The organism is Streptomyces sp. ALI-76-A, from assembly GCF_030287445.1.
Taxonomy (GTDB): domain Bacteria; phylum Actinomycetota; class Actinomycetes; order Streptomycetales; family Streptomycetaceae; genus Streptomyces.
In genome coordinates, this window is the sequence record NZ_JASVWB010000002.1 from 5,619,714 (window position 1) to 5,645,751 (window position 26,038).

Annotated in this window: 21 protein-coding genes; 12 read left to right on the forward strand and 9 right to left on the reverse strand. The window is 71.0% G+C overall.

Annotation, left to right across the window (positions count from 1 at the left end; genetic code table 11):
* The first annotated feature begins 41 nt into the window (after window positions 1–41).
* The 4 genes from QQS16_RS26215 to QQS16_RS26230 are packed head-to-tail and all read left to right on the forward strand — an operon-like array spanning window position 42 to window position 6,569.
* Window positions 42–1,310 (forward strand): glycosyltransferase, encoded by a 1,269-nt coding sequence (locus tag QQS16_RS26215; protein WP_286064342.1) that lies wholly within the window; start codon window positions 42–44, stop codon window positions 1,308–1,310.
* Entirely contained in the window at window positions 1,307–2,965 is a 1,659-nt protein-coding gene (locus QQS16_RS26220; protein WP_286064344.1) for an ArnT family glycosyltransferase, read from the forward strand. Before QQS16_RS26215 ends, QQS16_RS26220 begins: the two co-directional genes overlap by 4 nt.
* On the forward strand, window positions 2,962–4,155 hold the full coding sequence (locus QQS16_RS26225; RefSeq protein ID WP_286064345.1) for a glycosyltransferase: 1,194 nt from the start codon (window positions 2,962–2,964) through the stop codon (window positions 4,153–4,155). The genes QQS16_RS26220 and QQS16_RS26225 overlap by 4 nt, the downstream gene beginning before the upstream one ends.
* Complete coding sequence (locus QQS16_RS26230) at window positions 4,152–6,569, forward strand: galactose oxidase early set domain-containing protein (protein ID WP_502963843.1); 2,418 nt, start codon at window positions 4,152–4,154, stop codon at window positions 6,567–6,569. The genes QQS16_RS26225 and QQS16_RS26230 overlap by 4 nt, the downstream gene beginning before the upstream one ends.
* Here QQS16_RS26230 and QQS16_RS26235 read toward each other — a convergent pair.
* The 3 genes from QQS16_RS26235 to trhA all read right to left on the reverse strand — a co-directional run bounded on the left by QQS16_RS26235 (window position 6,566) and on the right by trhA (window position 8,957).
* Window positions 6,566–7,300, reverse strand: coding sequence for a Mut7-C RNAse domain-containing protein (locus QQS16_RS26235; RefSeq protein ID WP_286064346.1), 735 nt, complete (start codon window positions 7,298–7,300; stop codon window positions 6,566–6,568). The genes QQS16_RS26230 and QQS16_RS26235 overlap by 4 nt on opposite strands.
* A 91-nt stretch (window positions 7,301–7,391) precedes the next feature.
* Window positions 7,392–8,030 (reverse strand): TetR/AcrR family transcriptional regulator, encoded by a 639-nt coding sequence (locus QQS16_RS26240; protein WP_286064349.1) that lies wholly within the window; start codon window positions 8,028–8,030, stop codon window positions 7,392–7,394.
* A 219-nt stretch (window positions 8,031–8,249) separates the two neighbouring features.
* A complete protein-coding gene (trhA, locus tag QQS16_RS26245; RefSeq protein WP_286064351.1) occupies window positions 8,250–8,957 on the reverse strand; it encodes a PAQR family membrane homeostasis protein TrhA in 708 nt (235 codons plus the stop codon).
* A gap of 337 nt (window positions 8,958–9,294) precedes the next feature.
* Here trhA and QQS16_RS26250 point away from each other — a divergent pair, with 337 nt between their 5' ends.
* Complete coding sequence (locus tag QQS16_RS26250) at window positions 9,295–11,118, forward strand: phosphoenolpyruvate carboxykinase (GTP) (protein WP_286064353.1); 1,824 nt, start codon at window positions 9,295–9,297, stop codon at window positions 11,116–11,118.
* Between the two features lie 266 nt (window positions 11,119–11,384).
* Here QQS16_RS26250 and QQS16_RS43570 read toward each other — a convergent pair whose 3' ends face one another.
* The 3 genes from QQS16_RS43570 to QQS16_RS26265 all read right to left on the reverse strand — a co-directional run bounded on the left by QQS16_RS43570 (window position 11,385) and on the right by QQS16_RS26265 (window position 13,765).
* A complete protein-coding gene (locus tag QQS16_RS43570) occupies window positions 11,385–11,651 on the reverse strand; it encodes a Uma2 family endonuclease (protein ID WP_353479691.1) in 267 nt (88 codons plus the stop codon).
* A 409-nt stretch (window positions 11,652–12,060) separates the two neighbouring features.
* Window positions 12,061–12,486 (reverse strand): SCO4983 family protein, encoded by a 426-nt coding sequence (locus QQS16_RS26260; RefSeq protein ID WP_286064355.1) that lies wholly within the window; start codon window positions 12,484–12,486, stop codon window positions 12,061–12,063.
* Between the two features lie 67 nt (window positions 12,487–12,553).
* Window positions 12,554–13,765 (reverse strand): pyridoxal phosphate-dependent aminotransferase, encoded by a 1,212-nt coding sequence (locus tag QQS16_RS26265; protein WP_286064357.1) that lies wholly within the window; start codon window positions 13,763–13,765, stop codon window positions 12,554–12,556.
* A 126-nt stretch (window positions 13,766–13,891) separates the two neighbouring features.
* Between QQS16_RS26265 and QQS16_RS26270 the strand changes: the two genes are divergently transcribed.
* Complete coding sequence (locus tag QQS16_RS26270) at window positions 13,892–14,635, forward strand: hypothetical protein (protein WP_286064358.1); 744 nt, start codon at window positions 13,892–13,894, stop codon at window positions 14,633–14,635.
* Between the two features lie 69 nt (window positions 14,636–14,704).
* On the opposite strand, the gene QQS16_RS26275 is transcribed toward QQS16_RS26270, so the two are convergent.
* Together QQS16_RS26275 and QQS16_RS26280 are read right to left on the reverse strand one after the other, a co-directional pair.
* Entirely contained in the window at window positions 14,705–16,327 is a 1,623-nt protein-coding gene (locus tag QQS16_RS26275) for an N-acyl-D-amino-acid deacylase family protein (RefSeq protein ID WP_286064360.1), read from the reverse strand.
* Window positions 16,328–16,347: 20 nt separating this feature from the next.
* Entirely contained in the window at window positions 16,348–17,613 is a 1,266-nt protein-coding gene (locus QQS16_RS26280; protein WP_286064363.1) for an amino acid deaminase, read from the reverse strand.
* Window positions 17,614–17,813: 200 nt separating this feature from the next.
* Here QQS16_RS26280 and QQS16_RS26285 point away from each other — a divergent pair, with 200 nt between their 5' ends.
* From QQS16_RS26285 to QQS16_RS26305, 5 genes are all read left to right on the forward strand, one after another.
* Complete coding sequence (locus QQS16_RS26285) at window positions 17,814–19,130, forward strand: sugar kinase (RefSeq protein ID WP_286066458.1); 1,317 nt, start codon at window positions 17,814–17,816, stop codon at window positions 19,128–19,130.
* The gene (locus QQS16_RS26290) at window positions 19,127–19,891 is read left to right on the forward strand and encodes an IclR family transcriptional regulator (RefSeq protein WP_286064365.1); all 765 of its coding nucleotides are present in this window, start codon (window positions 19,127–19,129) and stop codon (window positions 19,889–19,891) included. The genes QQS16_RS26285 and QQS16_RS26290 overlap by 4 nt, the downstream gene beginning before the upstream one ends.
* Entirely contained in the window at window positions 19,888–20,298 is a 411-nt protein-coding gene (locus QQS16_RS26295) for a RidA family protein (protein WP_286064366.1), read from the forward strand. The genes QQS16_RS26290 and QQS16_RS26295 overlap by 4 nt, the downstream gene beginning before the upstream one ends.
* 162 nt (window positions 20,299–20,460) lie before the next feature.
* On the forward strand, window positions 20,461–21,936 hold the full coding sequence (locus tag QQS16_RS26300) for a GntP family permease (protein WP_286064367.1): 1,476 nt from the start codon (window positions 20,461–20,463) through the stop codon (window positions 21,934–21,936).
* A gap of 99 nt (window positions 21,937–22,035) precedes the next feature.
* On the forward strand, window positions 22,036–22,689 hold the full coding sequence (locus tag QQS16_RS26305) for a hypothetical protein (protein WP_286064369.1): 654 nt from the start codon (window positions 22,036–22,038) through the stop codon (window positions 22,687–22,689).
* A 100-nt stretch (window positions 22,690–22,789) separates the two neighbouring features.
* On the opposite strand, the gene QQS16_RS26310 is transcribed toward QQS16_RS26305, so the two are convergent.
* The gene (locus QQS16_RS26310; RefSeq protein WP_286064371.1) at window positions 22,790–24,142 is read right to left on the reverse strand and encodes a M14 family metallopeptidase; all 1,353 of its coding nucleotides are present in this window, start codon (window positions 24,140–24,142) and stop codon (window positions 22,790–22,792) included.
* A gap of 318 nt (window positions 24,143–24,460) precedes the next feature.
* On the opposite strand from QQS16_RS26310, the gene QQS16_RS26315 reads away from it, so the two are divergent.
* Window positions 24,461–25,771, forward strand: coding sequence for an Nramp family divalent metal transporter (locus QQS16_RS26315; RefSeq protein WP_286064373.1), 1,311 nt, complete (start codon window positions 24,461–24,463; stop codon window positions 25,769–25,771).
* The last annotated feature ends 267 nt before the right edge of the window (window positions 25,772–26,038 follow it).

A 26,038-nucleotide genomic window follows, 5' to 3' on the forward strand; every position in this document is an offset into this window, starting at 1 on the left:
CAGTCCGTCGCGCCAGGGGGTTTGGGATCTGGGGGGATCTGTTGCTGACGTCTGTCTTGATCGCTGCTGTTTCGCTTGCCCTGTTCTGGATGGCGGCCTTCACTCTGTGGTGGCAGATGCACGCGTGGCGTACGCCCGAGGTGCTCGCCTCCACGCGCTTCCACGCACCGGACGGCGGGGAGAGCCTGTCGTTCTCGCTGCTGCTTCCGGCGCGCCACGAACAGGCCGTGCTCGACCACACCATCCAGCGGCTGCTGGAGTCGAGCCACACCGACTTCGAGATCATCGTGATCGTCGGACACGACGACCCGGAGACCACGGCGGTCGCCTGTGACGCGGCGGACCGTGACCCGCGGGTGCGGGTCGTCGTGGACACCCACGAGAAGAAGAACAAGCCGAAGGCCATGAACACCGCGCTCCCGCACTGCCGCGGAGACGTGGTCGGGGTCTTCGACGCCGAGGACCAGGTCCATCCCGAGCTGCTCGCGCACGTCGACCACGCGTTCCGGACCACCGGCGCGGACGTCGTCCAGGGCGGTGTCCAGCTGATCAACTTCCACTCCAGCTGGTACAGCCTGCGCAACTGCCTGGAGTACTTCTTCTGGTTCCGCTCGCGGCTGCACCTGCACGCGCAGAAAGGATTCATTCCGCTCGGCGGCAACACCGTCTTCGTCCGCACCGACGTGCTGCGGGAGGCCGACGGCTGGGATCCCGACTGCCTCGCCGAGGACTGCGACCTGGGCGTGCGCCTGTCGAGCGTCGGCAAGAAGGTCGTCGTCGCCTACGACTCCGACATGGTGACCAAGGAGGAGACCCCCGGTTCGCTGATGTCGCTGCTGAAGCAGCGCACCCGCTGGAACCAGGGCTTCCTCCAGGTGTACCGGAAGAAGGACTGGAAGCAACTGCCGGGATTCGGCCAGCGGCTGCTGGCCCGCTACACCCTCATGACGCCGTTCATGCAGGCCTTCACCGGCGTGATCATCCCGCTCAACGTGGCCGTCGCGCTCTTCCTCGACGTGCCCGTCAGCATCGCCTTCATCACCTTCCTGCCGCTCGTCACCGCCATGGTGACCTTCGTCTTCGAGGTCGTCGGGCTGCACGACTTCGGCAAGCAGTACGGCCTGCGGGTGCGCTTCGTGCACTACCTCAAGCTCGTCGTGGGCGGCCCCTTCTACCAGGTGCTCCTCGCCGGCGCCGCCATCCGCGCCGTCTGGCGCGAGCACCGCGGCCGCAACGACTGGGAGCTGACCACTCATGTCGGCGCGCATCTCACACCGTCCGAAGTGACCCGAGAGGACGTCCCCGCGTGACCTCCACCCTTCCCGCGGTGACCACTCCTACGGTCCCCGCGCAGCGGCAGCCTGCGCCCGCGCCCGCTCCGGCCGGGCGGAACGTTCCGCCCAGCCGACTGCGCTCCTCCCGCCCCGACCTGCTGCTGTGCGGTCTGCTCCTGGTGGCGATCCTGGTCGTCCAGGGCTGGAACATCGCCGACTACCCGACGCTCAGCGACGACGAGGGCACCTACCTCGCCCAGGCCTGGGCGGTCCAGGAGGGCAGGGGGCTGGCGCACTACACCTACTGGTACGACCACCCGCCGCTCGGCTGGATCCAGATCGCCGTGCTGACCTGGATACCCTCGATGATCAGCCCCGAGTCGATGACCGTCGGCTCGATGCGCGCGATGATGCTGGTCGTCAGCGGCATCAGCGCGGTGCTGGTCTACGTGCTGGGCCGCCGGCTGTCCCTGCCCCGCTGGGCCGCGGGGCTCGGCATGGTCCTGTTCGGGCTCTCCCCGCTGTCCGTCGTCCTCCAGCGGGAGATCTTCCTCGACAACCTCGCGGTGATGTGGACGCTGCTCGCGTTCACCCTCGCCGCCTCCCCGAGCCGTCACCTCTGGCACCACTTCGGAGCGGGCATCGCGGCGGCCACCGCCGTGCTCACCAAGGAGACGATGCTGGTCGTCCTGCCCGCGCTGCTGGTCACCATGTGGCGGCACAGCCACCGGGACACCCGCAAGTTCGCGGTCACCGGCGCCATCACCGCCTGCGTGCTGATCGGCTTCTCGTACCCCCTCTTCGCCCTCCTCAAGGGCGAGCTGCTGCCCGGCGGCGGGCACGTCTCCCTCTGGGACGGCGTCAAGTACCAGATGACGCGGCCCGGTTCGGGGTTCATCCTCGACCAGGGCTCCGGTTCGCACGGTGTCTTCCAGTCGTGGCTGTACTACGACCGGGTGCTGCCGCTGGGCGGCCTGGCCGGCGCGCTCCTGCTGCTGGCCACCTGGCGCTGGTCGGTCACCGCCCGCGCGCTGGCCGGGCCGGCGCTGACGGTGGCGATCCTCGCCGCGCTGGCCCTGCGCCCCAACGGCTACCTGCCCGCGATGTACGTCATCCAGGCGCTGCCCTTCCTCGCCCTGGTCCTCGCCGGGGGCACCGCCTCCGTCGCCCACGCCGTGCTGCGCAGGTGGCGGGCGGAAGGGGAGAAACGATTGGTCACCGGCGGGCGGTACGCCCTCGCGGCGGTCCTCGCCGTCGCCGCCGGCGCCTACGTCGTACCGAAGTGGTACGACGGCGCCCGCACCGCCGTCACCGTCGACGCCAACGCCCCCTACCAGGCCGCCTCGAAGTGGCTCGCCACGGAGGTGGCGGACCCCGAGGACACGCGGGTGCTCGTCGACGACGCGATGTGGCTGGACCTGGTGCACGCCGGGTACCGGCCCGGGCTCGGTGTCATCTGGTTCTACAAGGCCGACCTCGACCCCGCGGTGACCAAGACCATGCCGCGCGGCTGGAAGGACATCGACTACGTGGTCGCCTCGCCGACGGTACGGCGGGACGCGGTCGACCTGCCCAACGTCAGGGCGGCCATCCAGCACTCGACACCGGTCGCCGTCTTCGGCACCGGTGCGGACCGGATCGAGATCCGGCAGATCCAGACCACCGGCACCGCCGTGGGAGGCGTCCGATGAGCCAGGAATCCATCGTCCCCAAGGGACTCGACGATCCGGCCGTACACGCTGTCGAGGTGCCGGAGCCGGGCGCCGTCACCATCGTGGTGCCGACCTTCAACGAGTCCGCCAACATCCGCGAACTCCTGCACCTGATCACCGCGTCGGTGCCCTCCCGGCTGCCCTGCGAGGTGGTCTTCGTGGACGACTCCACGGACGACACCCCCCAGGTCATCCACGAGGCGGCCAAGGACTGCCCCTTCCCGGTCACCGTCCTGCACCGGGAGGAGCCGGTCGGCGGGCTCGGCGGTGCCGTCGTCGAGGGCATCAAGGCGGCCTCGTCCGACTGGGTCGTCGTCATGGACGGCGACTGCCAGCACCCGCCCTCGCTGGTACCGGAGCTGGTGGCCACCGGGGAGCGGTCGGGCGCCGGGCTGGTCGTCGCCTCCCGCTACATCAAGGGCGGCAGCCGTGCCGGACTGGCGGGCAACTACCGGGTGGCCGTCTCGCGCGGCGCGACCTGGCTGACCAAGTCGCTCTTCCCGCGCAAGCTGCACGGCATCAGCGACCCGATGAGCGGCTTCTTCGCGATCCGCCGCAGCGCGGTCACCGCCGACGTGCTCCAGCCGCTCGGCTACAAGATCCTCCTGGAACTCGCCGTCCGCAGCCGCCCGCGCCAGGTCACCGAGGTGCCGTTCGTCTTCCAGGACCGGTTCGCGGGTGAGTCCAAGTCCAGCGCCCAGGAGGGCCTGCGCTTCCTGCGCCACCTGGTCGGCCTGCGCTCCGCCTCCCCGGTCGCCCGCATGATCGGCTTCGGCCTGATCGGCGCGACCGGGTTCGTGCCGAACCTGCTCGGCCTGTGGGCCCTCACCGCGGGCGGCCTGCACTACATACCGGCCGAGATCCTCGCCAACCAGCTCGGCGTGGCCTGGAACTTCGTCCTCATCGAGCATCTGCTCTTCCGCGACCGGCGGCGGCACCGGCGGTGGTGGGACCGCGCCGGGCGGTTCGCGCTGCTCGCCAACGCGGACCTGGTGCTGCGTATCCCGCTGATCGCGCTGTTCGTCCACCGGCTCGGCATGGGCGTGCTGTCCGCGACCGCGCTCGCCCTGGTGACGACCTTCGTCCTGCGCTTCGTGGCGACCGAAGCGCTGGTTTATCTGCCGCGCAGGGGGCTGCGCGGGAGCAGCACAGCTAGGAGAGCCGTGTGAAAAGACGTCAGCTGTCCAGATACCGAAGAAGAACCGCACTCGTCGGGGTGGGGGCACTCACCGCCGGCCTCCTCCTCACCTCACCCCAGTCCGCCACCGCCGCCAACCTTGTGAAGAACGCCGGCTTCGAGACCGCCGGCACCGGTGACATGCCGTACTGCTGGGAGAAGTCCGGCTGGGGGGACAACGACTTCACCTTCTCGACCGTGGGCGACGCCCACACCGGCTCCAAGGCGATGAAGGTCGAGCTCACCCGCCGTGCCGACGGCGACCGCAAGGCGTTGATCACGGAGTCCGCCGAGTGCGCGCCGGTCGTGTCGGCGGGCAAGCAGTACGACCTCGGGCTCTGGTACAAGTCGACCACCCCGGACACCTCGCTCACCCTGTTCCGGCACGACACGACCGCCGGCTGGCAGTACTGGACCGACCTGAAGACGCTGGAGATGGCCGGGAACTGGACCGAGGCCACCGTCCGCACCCCGGAGGTCCCGGCCGGCACCGACCGCATCACCTGGGGCGTGTCCGTGTACGGCACGGGCTCGGTCACCACCGACGACTACACGATGGACCAGGTCGCCGACCCGGTACCGGACCCGGTGTGCACGGGCACGCCCGCGGAGTGTGCCAACGGCAGGTGGGACGTGCTGCCCACGGAGAACCCGGTGCGTTCCATGCACTCCGTCGTCCTCCACAACGGCAAGGTGCTGCTGATCGCGGGCTCCGGCAACAGCGAGGAGCAGTTCGAGGCGGGCACGTTCACCTCCGCGGTGTACGACCCGGTCAAGGGCACCTACAAGGTCATCCCCACGCCGAAGGACATGTTCTGCGCCGGGCACGTGCAGCTCCAGGACGGGCGCGTGCTGGTGATGAGCGGCAACAAGGCGTACCCGGTGCCGGGCGGGCACGGCTACGAGGGCTACAAGGACTCGTACATCTTCGACCCGGCCACCGAGAAGTACATCAAGACCAACGACATGAACGACGGGCACTGGTACCCGTCGGCGACCGCCCTCGGCAACGGTGACGTCATCTCCTTCGGCGGGCTGCGCGAGGACTCGACCGGCTCGGTGGCCGCCGAGCTGTGGTCGGACGCGGAGCAGCAGTGGCTGCCGCTGTGGAAGGTCAACCAGACCTGGTCGTACTGGGGTCTGTATCCGTCGATGATCCTGATGCAGGACGGCCGGCTGTTCTACTCGGGCAGCCATGTCTTCGGCAACAACATCCCGGGCACCGGGTCGGCGATCTACGACTACGACGCCAACACCATCACCCAGATCCCGGGTCTGCAGAACAAGGACCAGCGCGACCAGTCGGCGAGCGTGCTGCTGCCCCCGGCGCAGGACCAGAAGGTCCTCACCATCGGCGGCGGCAACATCGACTCCAACCCGGACGCCAACCGGCTGACCGACGTCATCGACCTCAAGACCGCCGACCCGTCCTACGTCGCCGGCCCGCCGCTGCCGCAGGGCACCGTCGACCTCGGCAACGGCAAGGTTCCGCAGACCGGAAACCAGGGCAAGATGTACGTCTCCGCCGTGCTGCTGCCCGACGGCACGGTGCTGGAGACCGGCGGCGCCCTCCACAACCGGGCCGACCCGGTCTACGAGTCGTCGATCTACGACCCCGCGACCAACACCTTCGACCCGGTGGCCGCCGACCCCGAGGCGCGCGGCTACCACTCGTCCTCGTTCCTGCTGCCGGACGGCCGGGTGATGTCGACCGGTGACAACCCGGGCAACGGCTCCTGGAACCACGACGTGTCGATCTACACGCCGCCGTATCTGCTCAAGGGCCCGCGTCCGTCGATCACCTCGGTGATCGACACCGAGTGGAACTACGGCGACACCCAGCGGATCACCGTCGACCGGCCCATCGCCAAGGCCGAGCTGATCCGTCCGGCCGCCGTCACCCACTCCTCGGACCCGAACCAGCGGTTCGTGGACCTGCCGCTGTCGGTGGACGGCGGCAACATCGACCTGAACGTGACGAGCAACCCCAACCTGGCGCCGCCCGGCTGGTACATGCTCTTCGCGGTCGACGCCAACGGTGTGCCGTCCGTGGCCGAGTGGGTGCACCTCCAGGGCCCGCAGGCGCTCGGCGCCACCGACGCCTCGGCGCACGTCCACTCCTTCGCCGACTCGCCCGACGGCACCGTCACCGGGCCCGGCAAGAAGCGGACCTCGCAGAAGGTCAGCCCGACCGTCTCCGGCTGCGACCGGCACTACGGCTCGATCAACGTCTGTGTGCCGACCACGTTCCCGGACGAGGTGCGGGACACCACGGTGGCCCGCTGCGCCTGGCTGAAGGCGAACGACTACGGCCGTCTGAAGGTCAACGGCAAGGACGACCCGCTCAAGCTCGACCGGAACAAGGACGGGATCGCCTGCGGAAAGGCTGACGTGCGCAAGCGCTAGCGGTCGCCCGCGAACTCTTCCAGGGCGCGCTCCACGACGGCCTCCAGCCGCTCGTGGTGCGCGCCCTTCCAGTACGCCTGCCCGCACTCCCGGCACTGCCCGAAGACGTCGTACGACCGCTGCGTCCCGCCGTGCAGCAGGTCCGCGAGCTCCTCCTTGGTGGCCTTCCGCAGCAGGCCGTTGCAGGCGGTGCAGCGCGTCCAGGGCTGGAGCCCGGGGCGGAACCGGTCCAGGACGTCCCGGAGCTGCTCCTCGGGGCGGGTGCTGTAGACGAAGGCGCCCGCCCACAGTTCCCGGCGGCGCAGCAGGCCCCGGTCCCGGCTGAGCAGGACCCGCCGCTCGGCGGCCGAGCGGGCGGCCAGGGCCGGGTCGCCGATGTCCGTCGACTCGTACGCCGTGTCCACGCCGAGCAGGCGCAGCCGGCGGGCGAGGGTGCCGAGGTGGACGTCGAGGAGGAAGCGCAGGGGAGCGCCGGGGACCCGCTGGGGCCGCTCGACGGGGTGGACACGCACCGATTCGCCGGCCGCCGGGATGTGCGACACGGCTGCCTGCCGGCCGTCCACGACCAGCGCGCCGACCTCGGTGAGCGGGACGCCGAGGGACTCCACGACATGACCGAGGGTGGAGACGCCGTCGGTGGCGACCGGGGTGGCGCCGGTGCGGTGCCGGTGCGCGACGAAAAGGGCCAGTTCGGGAGCGAACTCGACGTGGATCTCTGCTGCTGCGCTCACCGGGTCAGGATGTCATGGCCGCGCGACCGCGGGTGGAGCGCTTTTCGCCGGTCGTGTTGTCCTGAGCATGCCCCGGTCTACGTCTGTGCCCTCAGGGTTTGTCCCGGGTGAGGCCGTGCTCGATGACGTCCAGGGCGCGGTCGAGGAGGTCGGGGAGGTCGTCCCGGAAGTCGTTCTCGGCCCAGTACAGGGAGATCTCCGCGAGGCCACCGATCAGGGACATCGCGTAGACCCGCACCTCCAGGCCGTCCCGCGGGCGGCCGGTGCGGGCCGCGACGGCCTCGGCGAGCAGCCTGCCGGTGCTCGACATGCTCTCCATCATCCGGGCACGCACCGCGGGCACCTGGACCATCAGCTGCGACCGCAGCCGGGTGACCTCGGGTTCCTCGGCCGTTCCGAGGCCGACGGCCCGGCGCATGACGTACCGCAGCGAGTCCGGCCACGGCTCGTCCACCGGCCGGGACCGCAGTTCCGCCGGCAGGATCGAGCCGAGGTCGTCGAACCCGTCCGGGAGGACGATGTCCTCCTTGGCCGGGAAGTAGCGGAAGACGGTCGACGGCGACACCTCGGCGCGGTCGGCGATCTGCTCGATCGTCGTGGCGTCGTACCCCTGCTCGCTGATCAGCGCGTAGGTCGCGGCGCGGATCGTCTCACGGGTCCTGATCTTCTTCCGCTCACGCAGTCCCAGCGGGGGGCGGTCGGCGGGGGCGGTGGTGCGTGCTGCCGTCATGCACGTCATTGTCCGGCACCGGTGGCGGGCGGGACCATGGCCGCGGTGCCCTCCTGCGGGCCCCGTGCGGTCGCCGTGACCGGCGGGAACGCCCCCGGCAGGCAGGGCCGCCACCAGGGAGGCGGTCCCGCGCACCGGCGGCCCGGGCACGCGTGCCGAAACGGCCACGGCTCGCAAGCCGTGGCCGTCGTTCCCGGGCGGGGGAGGGGCTGCGAAGGTCTAGTACGCGATCAGTGAGATGCAGACGTAGTGCGCGATGAACGCCGCCAGGGTGAGGGAGTGGAACACCTCGTGGAAGCCGAACCAGCGCGGTGACGGGTTCGGGCGCTGGAGGGCGTAGATCACTCCGCCCGCGCTGTAGAGCAGGCCGCCGGTGATCACCAGGACCAGGACCGCGATGCCGCCCGCGCGCATGAAGTCGGGCAGGAAGAAGACGGCCGCCCAGCCCATGGCGATGTAGCAGGGCGTGTACAGCCAGCGCGGGGCGCCGACCCAGAAGACGCGGAAGGCGATGCCCGCCACCGCGGCGCTCCAGATGCCCCACAGCAGCCACCGTCCCGTGGAGTCGGGCAGCAGCAGCATGGTCAGCGGGGTGTAGGTGCCGGCGATGATCAGGAAGATGTTGGAGTGGTCCAGGCGGCGCAGCACGCCGTCCATGCGGGGACTCCAGTCGCCCCGGTGGTACAGCGCGCTCACGCCGAACAGCAGGCAGGCCGTGAGGACGTAGACGGCGCAGGCGATGCGGGCTCTGGTGGTGTCGGCGAGGGCGGTGAGCACCAGGCCGGCGATGAGTACGGCCGGGAACATGCCCAGGTGCAGCCAGCCGCGGAGCTTGGGCTTGACCGGATGCGGCAGGGAGAGCGCGACGGGACCGCCGCCGGCGTCGGCCGGCGTGTCCGTGGGCGCGTCGGGGGCGGACGCATTCATGCGGGCATCGTACCTACGGAGGCGTAACTTACGGATCGCTGCGATCCGTTGACCGGCAAAGAGTGTCCATCATCTCACGGGCTGTGTGCGGACGCGCCGGGTTCCCCGCGTCAAGGGACCGTCTGCCGAATCCCATGTGGACGCAAAGTGTCCGTTTTACACGTGGCGATCCTCACTCTGCTCACTTGGGCGCTCCTCTGGACAGATGGGCGGACTCGTCGGATGATCAAATGAGTGCGGTCGGCACCGGATGAGCGCCAGAGGGAATCGACGCGAAGCATCCGGGTCGCGGCCCCCATGGGGCAACAAGGAAAAAATCCCTCATTTAGGAGCAATCGTGGCGCGCGACATCGCGGCTCCCCCCGTCATCCCCACCACCCACAAGGAACTGATCACGTGGGTGAACGAGATCGCAGAACTGACGCAGCCGGACAGCGTGGTCTGGTGTGACGGATCCGAGGCCGAGTACGAGCGACTGTGCGAAGAGCTCGTGGCCAAGGGCACCTTCAAGAAGCTCGACCCGATCAAGCGCCCCAACTCCTACTACGCGGCCTCCGACCCGACCGATGTCGCGCGCGTCGAGGACCGCACCTTCATCTGCTCCGAGAAGGAGGAGGACGCGGGCCCGACCAACCACTGGAAGGCCCCCGCGGAGATGCGGGAGATCTTCACCGGCGAGCAGGGCGTCTTCCGCGGCTCGATGCGCGGCCGGACGATGTACGTCGTCCCGTTCTGCATGGGCCCGCTGGGCTCGGACCTCTCCGCGATCGGCGTGGAGATCACCGACTCCGCCTACGTCGCCGTGTCCATGCGCACCATGACCCGCATGGGCCGGCCCGTCCTCGACGAGCTCGGCTCCGACGGCTTCTTCGTGCGTGCCGTGCACACGCTCGGAGCGCCGCTGGAGGAGGGCCAGGAGGACGTTCCCTGGCCGTGCAACAGCACCAAGTACATCTCCCACTTCCCGGAGACCCGCGAGATCTGGTCGTACGGCTCCGGCTACGGCGGCAACGCCCTGCTCGGCAAGAAGTGCTACGCCCTGCGCATCGCCTCCGTCATGGCCCGCGACGAGGGCTGGCTGGCCGAGCACATGCTCATCCTCAAGCTGACCCCGCCGCAGGGCGAGTCCAAGTACGTCGCCGCCGCCTTCCCGAGCGCCTGCGGCAAGACCAACCTCGCCATGCTGGAGCCGACCACCCGGGGCTGGACCGTCGAGACCATAGGCGACGACATCGCCTGGATGCGCTTCGGCGAGGACGGCCGCCTCTACGCCATCAACCCCGAGGCCGGCTTCTTCGGCGTCGCGCCCGGCACCGGTGAGCACACCAACGCCAACGCGATGAAGACCCTGTGGGGCAACGCCGTCTTCACCAACGTGGCGCTGACCGACGACAACGACATCTGGTGGGAGGGCATGACGGAGGAGACTCCGGCCCACCTCACCGACTGGAAGGGCAACGACTGGACCCCGGAGTCCGGGACCCCGGCCGCCCACCCGAACGCCCGCTTCACCGTCCCCGCCTCGCAGTGCCCGATCATCGCGCCCGAGTGGGAGGACCCCAAGGGCGTGCCGATCTCGGCGATCCTCTTCGGCGGGCGCCGCGCCACCGCCGTACCGCTGGTGACGGAGTCCTTCGACTGGAACCACGGCGTCTTCCTCGGCGCCAACGTGGCCAGCGAGAAGACCGCCGCCGCCGAGGGCAAGGTCGGCGAGCTGCGCCGCGACCCGTTCGCCATGCTGCCGTTCTGCGGCTACAACATGGGCGACTACATGGGTCACTGGGTCGACGTCGCCAAGGGCAAGGACGCGGCGAAACTCCCGAAGATCTACTACGTCAACTGGTTCCGCAAGAACGACGAGGGTCAGTTCGTCTGGCCCGGCTTCGGCGAGAACTCCCGGGTCCTGAAGTGGATCGTGGAGCGGCTGGAGGGCAAGGCCGAGGGCGTCGAGACCCCGATCGGCATCCTGCCGACGAAGGACGCGCTCGACACCGAGGGCCTGGAACTGGCCGAGTCCGACCTGGACTTCCTGCTCACGGTCGACAAGGAGGTCTGGCGCGAGGAGGCCGCCCTGGTCCCCGACCACCTCAACACCTTCGGCGAGCACACCCCGAAGGAACTGTGGGACGAGTACCGGGCGCTGGTGCAGCGCCTGGGCTGAGCCCGCCCGACAGGCTCCGCGGCCGGTCTCCGAGTATGCCCTGACCAGCGACATCGTCACGGCCGGCCGCGGTGACGCCCCCCGTACCGGCGAGGTTCCGTACAACGGCGTACGGGGCCCGGGCCTGTCGTCACGCTCCCGTCCGCCCCGACGGGAGAACGGTGACGACAGGCCTTCGCCCGCGTGCGGGCCGAGAGCACTCCCGTGTCCTCCGGCCACGCGCCGCCGCCTCCGCGCTGCTCCTGGCCGGTCCGTCGGGTTCCCGGTCAGTCCGTGGTGTTCCCGGCCTTGCCGTAACGGCGGAAGTCGGCGGTCTCCACCGTCCAGGGACCGAACGGCACGCTGTCCCCGTAGATGTACGGGTCCTTGCGGGTGTAGCGGCCCTTGCGGGGCTCGGAGTGCACCTCGACGGTCCCGGTGCGCGGGTCGACGATCAGGTAGTGGTCGATGCCCATGGCCGGATAGTCGGCGAGCTTCTCGATGCAGTCGTCGTTCGGGTTGGACGGCGAGATGACTTCGACGACCGCGAGCACCTGCGTGGCGTCGACGGCGAGGCCCTCCTCGTCGAGGACGTGCTCGGCCTGACGGCGGCGTCGGGGAGGCGCATGCGGCCGATCGCGGGGTGTTCGGTCTCGGGGCCGCTCGCACAGATGTGACCGGGATGCGTGGTGCGGAGTTGGTCGTCGAGCTGCTTGCAGATGCGGCGGATCGTGCCCGCGTGACGCTTCGACGGGCACGTCATGGCCGGTATCGGACCGGACGGGCCGATCTCGACGCTCCAGGCTCCTTCGAGCCGCTCGGCACAGGCGCCGAGCTCCTCGGCGATCGCGCGCGTCTTCGCGCACTCCATGCCGTCAGCGTACTGAAACCGTGGCGCCCGGTCCGCGCGTCGCTGCGGGTGCACGCGGACCGGGGCCGTTCAGGGGGACCCTGGCGGGAGGGTCAGCCGGCGGCGCTCAGTTCCCTCGGGTCGGCCAGGGCGGCGGCGTGCGCGTCCATGCGCTCCGCCGACAGGATCGCCGCGGCCGTGTCGGCGCGCGACGCCGCGACGACCAGGGCCCGCCCGGCCAGGGCGTGCGCCCGCCGGTGCAGGGCGGTGAGGTGACGCTCGCGTCCGCCGGAGGCCACCGCACGGGCCGGAGCGAGGCCGCCCCGCAGCCGCGAAACCTGCCCGGCGAGCCGGTCGGCCGCCGTGTCCAGCCCGGCCGACGGTGCCAGTGCGCGGAGTTCGTCCGTGACGGCGAGCAGCGCGGCGAGATGCCCCGCGAGCTGGATGTCCAGCTCTTCCTCACGGGAACGGTGGGGGAAACCGGGGTTGGGGCCGTCCACCGTGCTGTGGACCGACTTGGTGCGGATCGGCTCGTACATGGGGACGCCTTCCTGAAGCTGTCAGGAAACCATCCTAGCTTAGATCTCGTCTAAAGTTGAAAACTTCCTACGGCTGGCTGTAGCCGTCCAGGAAGTTCCCTATCCGGGTGATCGCCGACCGCAGATCACCCGCCGACGGCAGGGTCACCACCCGGAAGTGGTCCGGCTCGGGCCAGTTGAAGCCGGTGCCCTGGACGACCATGATCTTCTCCTGGCGCAGCAGGTCCAGGACCATCCGCCGGTCGTCCTTGATCTTGAAGACCTGCGGGTCGAGGCGCGGGAACAGATACAGCGCCCCCTTCGGCTTCACACAGCTCACCCCGGGGATCTGGGTCAGCAGCTCGTACGCCACGTCCCGCTGTTCCCGCAGCCGCCCGCCCGGCAGGACCAGGTCGTTGATGGTCTGGCGGCCGCTGAGCGCGGCCACCACCCCGTGCTGCCCCGGCATGTTCGCGCACAGGCGCATGTTCGCCAGGATCGTCAGGCCCTCGATGTAGGAGTCGGCGTGGGCGCGCGGCCCGGAGATGGCCATCCAGCCGACCCGGTAACCGGCCACCCGGTACGCCTTCGACATGCCGTTGAAGGTGAGGGTGAGCAGGTCCGGGGCGACCTTGGCGGTCGGGGTGTGGGTGGCCTCGTCGTACAGGATCTTGTCGTAGATCTCGTCCGAGCAGATCAGCAGGTTGTGCCGGCGGGCGATGTCGGTCAGGCCCCGCAGCATCGCCTCGTCGTAGACCGCGCCTGTCGGGTTGTTCGGGTTGATGATGACGAGCGCCTTGGTCCGGTCGGTGACCTTGCGCTCCACGTCCGCGAGGTCGGGCATCCAGTCGGACTGCTCGTCGCACCGGTAGTGCACGGCGGTGCCGCCGGACAGGGAGACCGCCGCGGTCCACAGCGGGTAGTCGGGCGCCGGTACGAGGACCTCGTCCCCGTCGTCCAGCAGCCCTTGCATCGCCATCACGATCAGCTCGGACACGCCGTTGCCGATGAAGACGTGCTCGACGTCCGTCTCGATGCCGAGGGTCTGGTTGTGCATGACCACCGCCCGGCGCGCGGCCAGCAGGCCCTTCGCGTCGCCGTAGCCGTGCGCCGACGAGACGTTGCGGAGGATGTCCTCCAGGATCTCGGGCGGGCACTCGAAGCCGAACGCGGCCGGATTGCCGGTGTTCAGCTTGAGGATGCGGTGGCCTGCCGCTTCCAGGCGCATCGCCTCCTCGAGAACCGGGCCCCGGATCTCGTAACAGACGTTGGCGAGCTTGGTCGACTGGATCACCTGCATGTCAGGGAGCTTACGGCCCGGTAACGCTCCATGGGTCGTGTTTTCCACCACGCGAGACGCGGAGGTTTGGGTGGATATCGCCGACGGCTGTCCCCTGGGCCCCCTCCGTCTCTAGAATGCGCGGCCATGGGGAGGGCTCCGCAGGACGACGGCACGTACGGCGCCTACGGGACGGCCGGTGCCCGGGGCGCGGGTGCGGCCGGCGCGTCGTGGGAGGGGCCGAAGGTGTACCACCCGCGGGCGGAGTCGACGCCCGCCTACGACGAGTACGCCGATCCGGCGGTCGCGCACGGCTGGCAGAACGCCTACGACGAGACGCGCGAACTGCCGCGGATCGACGGCGCCGAGCCGGCGCCGGTCCCGAGGCCGGTCCCCCCGGCGGCGCCGGGGCGCGGCGCCGGACCGGGACGGCGGCGGGCGCCGCGCGAGCCGGGCGGGTGGCGGTCGCGCCGCGGGCTGGTCGCCGTCGGCGCGGTGGGCGCGGTCTCGGCGGCGGCACTGATCGTGGGCTTCTCGTTCTCCGGGTCGTTCTCGGGCGGCGCCCGGGACAAGGAGAGCGGGACGCGGTCGGTGCCGGACGGGTCCGCCGGCCCGACGGACCCGCGGTCGTCGGCCGGTCCCTCCGGTTCCCCGGACACCGGGAGCCACGCCGGCGCGCCGTCCGCCGGCGTGGCGGCCCCGCCGGGCGCCCCGGCGGGAGAAACCGGGTCCGCCGGCCCCTCGGCCCCTTCCGTCACGGAGGCCGCCATCCGTTCCGGCCCTCCGCCCACCGCCACGGCCGCCTCCCCGTCCGCCGCGCCGAGCGCGTCGAAGCCGGGCAACTCCGACGGCAAGGGGCGCGGACCGGGGCACCCGAAGGGGCCCAAGTAGCGGAGCGGACCCGCCCCTGCCGGTGACCGGTAGCCGGTGGCCCGCGGCCCCGTGGGAAGCCGGGACGGACTACGGGGTCCTCCGCACCGCCCGTCCCGCCAGTACGTCCGTGCGACGGCCGTCCTCGATGACGAAACGGCCGTCGACCAGGACGTACGGGATGCCCGTCGGGAGCGTCCGCGGATGCTCGAAGGTGGACCCGGCCGCGACCGTCGCCGGGTCGAACAGCACGAGGTCCGCCCGGTAGCCCTCGCGGACCAGCCCGCGGTCCGGCAGCCGCAGCCGGGCGGCCGGGCGTGCGGTCAGGTGGGCGACGCACTCCTCCAGGGACAGCACGCCCAGCTCCCGTACGTACCGCCCGAGGTACCGCGGGAAGGTGCCGTACGCGCGCGGGTGCGGCTTGCTGCCCTGGAGGATGCCGTCCGAGCCGCCGGTGTGCACGGGGTGCCGCATGATCGCCCGGACGTTCTCCTCGTGGCCGACGTGCTGGAGGATCGTGGAGCCGAGCCGGTCCTCGACGAGCAGGCGGTGGGCGGCCGTCCACGGGGTCTCGCCCCGCAGGTCCGCCGACTGCCGCACCGTACGGCCGACGCAGTCCGCGAGGGCCGGGTTCGTCACGCCCGAGATCTCGATCGTGTCCCACTCGACGGGCACGCCGTGGCAGCCGTCCGCGCCGACGACCTCCAGATGGTGCCGCACGCGCTCCGCGGTCTCCGGGTCCGCCAGCCGCCTGAGGGTCTCGGCCGGGCCGCCCTCGCTCGCCCAGCTCGGCAGCAGCGCCGCGAGGGTGGTGGAGCCCGGGGTGTAGGGGTACGTGTCGAGGCTGATGTCCGCTCCGGCGGCGAGCGCGTCGTCGAGGAGGGCCAGCAGCTCGGGCGCGCGGCCCTTGTTCACGCCGAAGTTCATGGTGGCGTGCGCCAGGTGGAGCGCGCAGCCTGCCTCCCGGGTGAGGGCCACCATCTCCGCGTACGCCTCCAGGGCCCCGGCCCCGTAGGAGCGGTGGTGCGGGCAGTAGTAGCCGCCGTAGGACGCCACCACCCGGCACAGCTCGGTCAGTTCGGCGTCCTCGGCGTACATGCCGGGGGTGTAGGTCAGGCCCGACGACATGCCGACGGCACCCTGCTCCATGCCCTCGGCGACCAGCCGCCGCATCCGCTCCAGCTCCTCCGGCGTCGCCGCGCGGTCCTCCCAGCCGACGACGAGCGCGCGGACCGTGCCCTGCGGGACCAGGTAGGCCGCGTTCACGGCGATCCCCCGGCCCTCGAAACCGAAGTCGAGCCGGTCCAGGTACGCGCCCACCGACCGCCAGCCGATGTCGAGGTCGTCGCCGTCCCCGTTCCAGCCGGTGATCGCGCGGCGCACTCCGGCGAGCGTGCGGTCGTCGGCCGGCGCGTACGACAGCCCGTCCTGGCCGAGGACCTCGAGGGTGACGCCCTGGGCGGCCTTGGCGCTGTGGTCGGGGTCGCGCAGCAGCGCGAGGTCGCTGTGGGCGTGCATGTCGATGAAACCGGGGGAGAGGACCAGGCCCTCGGCGTCCAGTTCGCGGCGTGCCTTCGGGCGCTGACAGCCCGCCGCCGCGGCCTCCTGGACGATCGACACGATCCGGCCGCCGTCCACGACCACGTCGGCCCGGTACGAGGGGCCGCCGGAGCCGTCCACGACGTCCGCGTCCCGGATGACGAGCTCTTCCATGCGGGGCCTCCTGGCGGTCTCTAGAAGAACGTACGGATGTAGTCGACGACGGTGCCGTCCGCCTCGGCGAGCGGGATGAGCTGCCACTTGTCGAAGGACGTGCACGGGTGGGACAGGCCCAGGCCCAGCCAGTCACCGACCTCCAGGTCCGCCTCCGGCGCCGTGCGCAGCCAGGCGTGCTGGTCGGACAGGGCGGTCACCTCGATGCCGGTGGCCGGGCGCTCGGCGCCGTCCCGGCGGACGACCTGGGCGACGGGCAGGTCGAGGTCGTACGCCGCGTCCCGCTTGCCCGCGTTCACGAACGCCTGCCCGGCGGACGGCCGGGACACCACCTGCGTCCAGAGCCGGAACGCCGGCTCCAGCGCGCCCTCCTCCGGGACCCGGTTGAAGGGCGTCAGCCTGCGGTAGTGGCCGTCGTCGTGCGAGACGTAGGCGCCCGAGCGCAGCAGCTTCAGGACGGGCCGGGACAGGTCGGGGATATGGGCGAAGACCTCGGCGACCGCGTCGAACCAGGCGCTGCCGCCGGCGCTGACGACGATCTCGTCCGCCGCGGAGAACCGCCCGGCCCCGTCGAAGCCGGCCGCCAGGGCGACCAGTCGCTCCAGCCAGGCCCGCACCCGCCCGGGGTCCGCCCGCGGGACCTCCCCCTCGTAGCCCGCCACACCGACGAGCCGCAGGGTGCGCGTCGCCGCCACCGCGTCGGCGACCGCCGCGCACTCCGCGTCCGTCCGGACGCCGGTGCGGGCGCCCTCACCGGCGGCGAGCTCGACCACCACGTCCAGGGAGCGGCGGGCGCCGCGCAGCGCCGCGTCCATCAGCTCCACCCCGCGCACGGAGTCGACGTAACAGACGAAGCGGAAGTCGTCGTCGGCGTCCAGCCGGCCGGAGACCCAGCGGAGCGCGGCCGGGTCGACCAGCTCGTTGGCGAGGAACACCCGCTGGACGCCGAAGGCCCGGGCCACCCGCGCCTGGTGCGGCACCGCGACGGTGATGCCCCACGCCCCGTGCTCGATCTGGCGCCGGAAGAGCCACGGGGCCATGGAGGTCTTGCCGTGCGGCGCGAAGGCCAGGCCGTGCCGGGTCGCGTACGTCTCCATGAGCCGCAGGTTGTGCTCCAGGCGCTCGGCGGAGAGGGCGAGCACCGGCGTGGTGAAGCCGCCGGTGAAGAGGTTGCGGCGCTGGGCGGCCAGTTCCCCGACGGTCAGGCCGTCCGCGTCCGGGGGGAGGCCCTTGAAGCGGTGGTCGACGCGTTCCTCCGCCAGCCGGGTGAGCGCTTCGCTGGCCATGGGGCCTCCCTGATCAAGTAGTTGCAGCATGTGCAACGCTCATTGCGTATATCGCTTGCCGCTGTCTAACATCTCCGCCAGCGCGGGGTCAACGGAGCCGCCGCACACCCCCACCCGGCCGAGGAGCTACCACCATCGTGACCACCACCGGACCCCGCGACGCCCCGGACGTCGTGGACGTCGTCGCGCTCGGCGAGTCCATGGTCACGTTCCGGCCGGGCCGGCCGGGCCGTCTCGCCGATGTTCCCTCCTTCGACCGGGGCATCGGGGGCGCGGAGTCCAACGTGGCGTGCGGGCTGGCCGCCGCCGGCCACGCGGTGCGGTGGGTCAGCCGGGTCGGGGCCGACGGGTTCGGCGACCACCTGGTCGAGGCGATCGGGGCGTACGGCGTGGACGTCTCCGCCGTGCGCAGGGACCCGGCGCGTCCGACGGGCGTCTACTTCCGCACGGCGGGGGACCGCTCCGACGACGCCCACGAGGTGGCGTACTACCGGGCGGGATCGGCGGCCTCGGCCATGTCGGTGCACACCGTGGACCTGGCGGCGGCCCGGGCGGCCCGGATCCTGCACGTCTCCGGTATCACGGCCGCCCTGTCGGAGGACTGCCTCGGGCTGCTCCGCGAGCTGACGGCCCCCGCCCCCGGCCGACCGCTGGTCTCCTTCGACGTCAACCACCGGGCCGGCCTGTGGCCGGACACCGACGGACCGCGGGTCCTGCTGGAGCTGGCACGCGGGGCGGACATCGTGTTCGTCGGGGAGGACGAGGCGGCGCAGGCGTGGGGGCTCACGGGCGGGCCGCGGGCCATCCGGCAGGCACTGCCGGAGCCGGGGGTGCTGGTCGTGAAGGAGGGGGCGCGAGGCGCCACGGTGTTCGAACGCGGCAGCGGTGAACACGGGACCGTCGACGGCGGGACCGTCGACGGCGGGACCGTCGACGGCAGGACCGTCGAAGGCGGGGTCGTCGAAGGGGAGAGTGGCGGACTCGGGAGTGGCGGACTCGGGAGTGGCGACGAGCGTACGGTCGGCGCCCGGCAGCCACTCGTCCGTGCCGCGCGCCCGCACGGCACCAGGTCCGGTACTCCGCACGGCACCCAGCCCGGCGCCGCGCCGAGCCGTCCGGCTCCGGGCCGTCGGGCCTCCGGGGCCGCTCCCGTCCCGGGGGCGGGCGGCACCCCGCCGGCGCCGGGCCCGGCCCCCGCCCCGGGCGCCGAACCGGCCACCACCTTCGTCCCGGCCCTCCACGTCGACGTGGTCGCACCCGTCGGCGCCGGCGACGCCTTCGCCGCCGGGTTCCTCTCCGGCACCCTGCGCGGCCTCCCCGTGCGCGACCGCGTCCGCCACGGTCACCTGATGGCCGCCGCCACCCTCACCGCCCCCGGCGACCTCGCCCCGCCCCCGGCCCGCCACCACGCCGACCGCCTCGTCGCCCTGGACGACGACGCGTGGGGGAGACTTCGACTCGGCCCCGGCTGGACACAGGCCGAACAGTGGGCCGAGGAGGAGGTACGTACGCCATGAGCCAGACCGTCGACCGCGCGCTGAGCATCCTGCCGCTGCTCGCGGAGGGCCCCGCCGACCTGGGCCAGGTCGCCGACCGCCTCGGCGTGCACAAGTCCACCGCGCTGCGCCTGCTGCGCACCCTGCACGAACACGGCATGGTCTACCGCCAGTCCGACCAGCGCTACCGCCTGGGCGCCCGGCTCATCGCGCTCGCCCAGGAGGCGATGGAGAACCTCGACATCCGAGAGATCGCCCACCCCCACCTCGTACGCCTCAACGAACAGTGCGGGCACACCGTCCACCTGGCCGTCCACGAGGAGAACGAGGTCCTCTACATCGACAAGGTGGAGAGCCGGTACCCGGTGCGCATGTACTCGCGGATCGGCAAGCCGGTCGCCATCACCGTGGCGGCCGTCGCGAAGCTGCTCCTCGCCGACCTCCCGGACACCGAGCGCCGCGCCCTCGCGGAGAAGCTCGACTACCCCCTGTACACGGCCCGTTCGACACCCAACGCCGCCGCGTTCCTGCGCGAGCTGGACACGGTGCGTGAGCAGGGCTGGGCCACCGACCTCGGCGGCCACGAGGAGTCCATCAACTGCGTCGCGGCCCCCATCCGCGGCGCCGACGGACGGGTGGTCGCCGCGATGTCGGTCTCGGCGCCCAACGTCGTCGTCACCGCCGACGAACTCCTCACCCTGCTCCCGCTGGTGCGCCGTACCGCGGACGCCGTCAGCGGCGAGTACTCCGGCAGGACCCCCGTCAAGGAAGCCAGCTCATGACAGAGAAGACCGCGCTCACCCCGAAGACCCACACCACCCCGCCCGCGAGGTTCTCGCACGGCGTGCGGAAGGGCGACATCCTCCAGGTCGCCGGTCAGGTCGGCTTCCTCCCCGCCGAGGAGGGCAGGCCGCCCACACCCGCCGGCCCGACCCTGCGCGAGCAGACCCTCCAGACCCTCGCCAACGTCAAGGCGATCCTGGAGGAGGGCGGCGCGAGCTGGGACGACGTGATGATGATCCGCGTCTACCTCACGGACGTCGACCACTTCGCCGAGATGAACGCCCTCTACAACACGTACTTCGAGGAGCAGGCCCTCACCGCGCCCCCGGCCGCCCGCACGACGGTCTACGTCGGCCTCCCCGCCGGGCTCCTCATCGAGATCGACGCGCTCGCCGTACTCGGCTGACGCGCCCTCACCTTCCCCGTGCCGTAACCGGCGCAACCCCTCCCGCACGCCGTCACCGGCGCAACCCTCCCGCACGCCGTCACCGGCACGGCACCTTCCGAGGTGCCGTGCCGCGATCCCCCCTGCCCGAAAGCAGCATGCACTTACGCAGAGGACCCCCTCATGTCCCAGCCACTCGCGGCGTCCATCCCCGAAACCCCGCCTCACACCGGAGGCCTGCTCCTCTGGATCGACGGCACCGCAGGTCTGCTGACCGTCGCCGCCCTCGGCATCGCCCTCCTCCTCTTCCTGATCATCAAGGCGCGTCTCCAGCCCTTCGTCGCCCTCCTCGCCGTCTCCATAGCCGTCGGCCTGCTGGCCGGTCTGTCGGTCACCGAACTCTTCGGCACGGTCCAGCGCTCGGACGCCGTGTCCACCATCGAGTCCGGCATGGGCGGCATCCTCGGCCATGTCGCGATCATCATCGGGCTGGGCACGATGCTCGGCGCGATCCTCGAAGTCAGCGGCGGGGCCGAGGTGTTGGCGTCCCGGCTGCTGGGGGTGTTCGGCGAGCGGCGCGCCCCGCTCGCGATGGGCACGACCGGCCTCGTCTTCGGCATCCCGGTCTTCTTCGACGTCGGCATCTTCGTCCTCGCGCCGATCGTGTACGCCGCCGCCAAACGCTCCGGCAAGTCGATCCTGCTCTACTGCCTGCCCCTGCTCGCGGGCCTGTCCATGACCCACGCCTTCCTGCCCCCGCACCCCGGCCCGGTGGCCGCCGCCGGTCTCCTGCACGTCGACCTCGGCTGGGTCATCCTCATGGGCGTCGTCTGCGGCCTGCCGGCCGTGCTGGCCGCCTGGGCCTTCTCGGCGTGGATCGGCCGCCGCATCTTCGTCGCCGTGCCGCAGGACATGGTGGAGGCGGCGGCGGAGGCGAAGCAGGCGGTGCTCACCGAACAGCGCGAGGCCGGCGTGGCGCCGCGGGAGACCCCGGTGTCGCTGGGCACGGTCCTCGGCATCATCGGTACGCCGCTGATCCTGATCCTGGCGGCCACCTTCTCGTCCATCGCGCTGGACCCCTCCACGGGCCGCTCGGTGATCGAGTTCTTCGGGCATCCCTTCGTCGCCCTGACGATCGCCCTGCTCCTCGCCTACTACCTGCTCGGCATCCGCCGCGGCTGGTCCCGCAAATCCCTGGAGACGGTCTCCACGGCGTCCCTCAAGCCGGTCGGCAACATCCTGCTCGTGGTCGGCGCGGGCGGCGTCTTCGGCGCGGTCCTCAAGGCGAGCGGGGTGGCCCAGGCGCTCTCCGACACCTTCAACGACGTCGGCCTGCCGGTACTCGTGCTGTCGTACCTGATCTCGGTCGTGCTGCGGGTCGCCCAGGGCTCGGCGACGGTCGCGATCGTCACGACGGCCGGCATCGTCGCCCCCCTCCTCGCCGAGGGCGACCACTCCCAGGCATTCGTCGCCCTGGTCATCATGGCCATCTCGGCGGGCTCCATCTTCGCCTCGCACGTCAACGACGGCGGTTTCTGGATGGTCGCCAAGTACTTCTGCATCAGCGAGCGGGACACGCTGAAGACGTGGACCGTGCTGGAGACGGTGCTGTCGGTGGTGGGGTTCGCGGTGGCGGCGGTGCTCAGCCTGTTCGTATAGCCGTATGTGCGGCTGTTGTTCGCAGCCGTATGTAGGCGTCTGATAACGAAGTAGGGGTTGGCTGTGTCCTGCACAGGATCGTCGACCATACTGCCCGCTGTGGAGCAGCGCATAGGTTCGAACAGCCAGCCCCTGAAGGCCGAGCCGGTGACGGGCGCCGGATTCGACCCGGCCTTCATCCCCGGGCTCACCTCACCCGTGTCCGGCGGACCGGCGGACGCCGCACCGGAGAAGCCGGCGGAGCAGCAGACGTCGGCGGAGCCGGAGGCGGCCGTCCCGGACGGGGCCGTTCCCGAGGGGACGGCCGCCGTGGTGTCCGGGACGTCGGACGGCGCGGACGACGCCGACTCCGACGAGGTGCCCGACGGGCCCGTCTTCGAGGCGTCCGACCGGCGCGCGAAGATCGTCGCCGATCACCGGGGAGTCCGGCTCGCCCTGGACGACCAGGCGTGCGAGTTCCGCTGGGACGAGATCGGCGCGGTCGAGACGGAGTCACCCCGCTTCGGCAAGCGGTTCACCATCACGGTGCACACCCCTGACCGCCGTTGGTACCCGATCGAGATCGAGGCCGCGTCCCGCAAGCGCTTCGAGGAGTGGGACGAGCAACTCGACGCGGTCCTCGACGCCTACTTCGAGGACGGCGACGAGGACGAGGACACGGAGACGGACGCGGCCACCGAGGACGTGAAGGCCAAGGGCGCGGACAGCGAGGACGCGGACACCAAGGACGCGGACACCAAGGCGGAGAGCTGAACAGTGGAGAGCTGAACGGCGGAGCCGTCGCCGGGCGGATGCACGCCCGGCGACGGCTCACGCGCGCCTGACCGCAGTACTGTCAGTCACCGGGCCTGTCCTAACCGCAGTACTGGGCCTGCTTCCCGATCGACCGGTACATGCAGTCCGCGTTCTCCAGCAGTTGCAGCACCGCGTCCCGGTTCCGCGAGGTCTCCCGCTCGATGACCTCGTCGGGCGGGTAGAAACCGCCCCCGGAGCTGGACGACGGGTACATCTCGAACGTGTAGCCGAAGATCTTGTGCGTACCCCAGAGGTAGTCGTCGATCGACCCGTCCGTGATGTACAGATCGCTCGACTGCTCCGCGGTGTACCCGTTGCTCGCGCCCATCTTCTGCCCGACGGCCGCGAAGGCGTTGCGGTCGTCGGCCGTCATGCCCGTCGCCGTGTCCGCGGTGGTGTACCCGAAGGGCCACAGCACGAGTTCGCTGTACGTGTGGAAGTCGATGCCGGCCGCGATCTGCTGCTTGCCGCCGACGACCCGGCTGCGTACGAAGTCGGCGACGACCTTGACCTCCGGCGCCGACTCGGGAGCGGTGCCCCGGTAGGTGTCCGAGGACGGCGACCCGGAGGAGCCGCCGCAGCAGCCCCACCGGTAGGCCCAGTTGCGGTTCATGTCCGTACCGACGTACGAGGAACCGCTGTTGGGCTGCCGGTTCTTGCGCCACGAACGGTACGAACCGGACGCGATGTCGTACTCGCCGCCGTCCGGGTTCAGGTCGGGCACGATCCAGATCTCACGGTTGTTCACCATGCTGGTGACCCGGGAGTCGGAGCCGTAGCCCGCCCCCAGTTCGCGGATCAGGTAGAGCGCCATCTCGACGGTCAGGTGCTCGCGCGCGTGCTGGTGGTGCGTGAACAGCACCTCGGGCTCGGCCTCGTCGGTCGCCACGTTGTCGCTGATCTTGATCGCGACGATGTCCCGGCCCTGGTAGGACTTGCCGATGACGCGCCTGCTCATGATGCCCGGGTAGGCCGACAACCGCGTGCTGATCTCGGCGTTCATCTCGGCGTAGTTGTGGTAGCGCGAGTCGGCCGAGGGGAAGTCGAGGAGCCGTACGTCGTCCTCGCCGTTGGACCGGTCCGGCACCGCGCCCATCGGTGTGACGTCGTAGCCGCGCTGCTTCAGTTTCTTGACCTGGTCCGCGCGGCCGGAGATGAACACCGAGTGGTCGTCGGCGTCGTCCACCGTCACACCGGACTGCTGTAGCGCGGTGCGCGACGCGGAGTCCGAGTGCATGTGGACCTCGTACTGGCGGATGTCGTCGGCGGCGGGTGCCGCCTTCTGGGCGCTGTCGGCGTTCGCGGAGAGCGAGCCGGTGAGGGCGAGCGCCGCGAGGGTGGCGACGGCGGCGACGGCGGCGCGCCGTCTGCCGCTGCGGGCGGCGCCCGGGCCTCGTGTGCGAAGTCGCATGAAGTCTCCTAGGTTCTCCAGGACGTCCGGGATCTCCGGAGGTGGGGAGTGGAGCGGGGGGTGGTCAGCGACGGTGCTGGTGCGGGTGTGGCGCTCATCGTCTGCTTATGGCATGAGCAGGTCAAGGGCGAGGAAGGGTGCGGTGGCGTGAACCGGCCGGTGATTGGCCGGTGAAGGCCGCGCTGTATACGGACTTTCCCACTGGATGTGACGCTTTCAGGCATGGTGTGCCCGGGCCGGCCCACCCGGTCCACCTTCCGTCTTCCTTCACCGCACGCCCTCTTGTGCCCTCGCCCGCTTTGCGCTTTCTTGATCGGCATGGCGGACACCACGGACAACACAGCGACCGGGGCAGGCACCTCGGCACCCCGGAAGTCCAGTTGGAAGTACATCGGCCCGGGCATCGTCGTCGCCGCGACCGGCGTCGGGGCCGGCGACCTGGTGGCGACCCTCATCGCGGGCAGCAACTTCGGCTACACCCTCCTGTGGGCCGCCGTCCTCGGCTGCCTGGTCAAGATCTCCCTCGCCGAGGCGGCGGGCCGCTGGCACCTGTCCACCGGCCGCACCCTCTTCGACGGCTGGGCGAGCCTGGGCCGCTGGACCACCTGGTTCTTCGTCGCCTACGTCGTGATCTGGGGCTTCGTCTACGGAGCGGCGGCGATGTCGTCGAGCGCGCTCCCGCTCCAGGCCCTGTTCCCGGACGTCATGGACCTCAAGTGGTGGGCCATCGCCTGCGGCCTGGTCGGCCTGGTCTTCGTCTGGTTCAACAAGTACGCGGTCTTCGAGAAGGTCATGACGGTCCTGGTGGGCGTCATGTTCGTGGTGACCGTCTACCTGGCGATCAGGGTCACCCCGAACCTGGGCCACGCCTTCGCGGGCCTGCTGCCGGTCCTGCCCGACGAGAAGGACTCGGTCCTCAACACCCTCGGCCTGGTCGGCGGCGTCGGCGGCACGATCACGCTCGCCGCGTACGGCTACTGGGTCAACGCGAAGGGCTGGACCAACACCGGCTGGATGAAGGTGATGCGGCTGGACAACCGGGTCGCCTACGCCACCACGGGCGTCTTCGTCGTCGCGATGCTCTTCGTTGGCGCGGAGCTGCTGCACTCGGCGAACGTGGCCATCGCGAGCGGCGACAAGGGCCTGATCCAGCTCAGCGACATCCTGGAGGACAAGTACGGCACGGCCACGTCCAAGTTCTTCCTCATCGGTTTCTTCGCCACGTCCTTCACCTCCCTGATCGGCGTCTGGCACGGCGTGAGCCTGATGTTCGCGGACTTCGTGGAGCGCTACCGCAAGCGCGACGCGGTGAGCGGCGAGGAGGTCGCCTCGGGCGCCCGCGAGAAGTCCTGGCCCTTCCGCGCCTACCTCCTCTGGCTGACCTTCCCCCCGATCATCCTGCTCTTCCAGGGCCAGCCGTTCCGCCTGATCATCCTCTACGGCGTCCTGGGCGCCGCCTTCCTCCCCTTCCTGGCCGGCACCCTGATGTGGCTCCTCAACTCCTCCCGCACTCCGTCCGAGTGGCGCAACGGCCTCCTGAGCAACGCGATGCTGACGATCGCGGGCCTGCTGTTCCTGGTCCTGTGCGTGAAGCAGATCTGGGACCAGCCGTGGTCGGAGTTCTTCTGACGCGGCACGGTGCGGCGCGGGTAGCTTCCCGTAGGGCCAGGCCGACCGCCGTACGAGGGGACACTGCCGATGCCCGACCAACCGCCTGTACCGGGACAGCCCCCTGCGGGACAGCCTCCGGCACCGGGACATCGTCCCGCGGGGCCGCCGCCTGTGCCGGGGTTCGGGCCGCCTCCGCCCCAGTACGCGCCGACACCGCCCCCGTCGGGGTCGGCGGGGCCGGAGTTCATGGCGGCTGACAGCCACACCCGCCCGGACCGGTTCCGG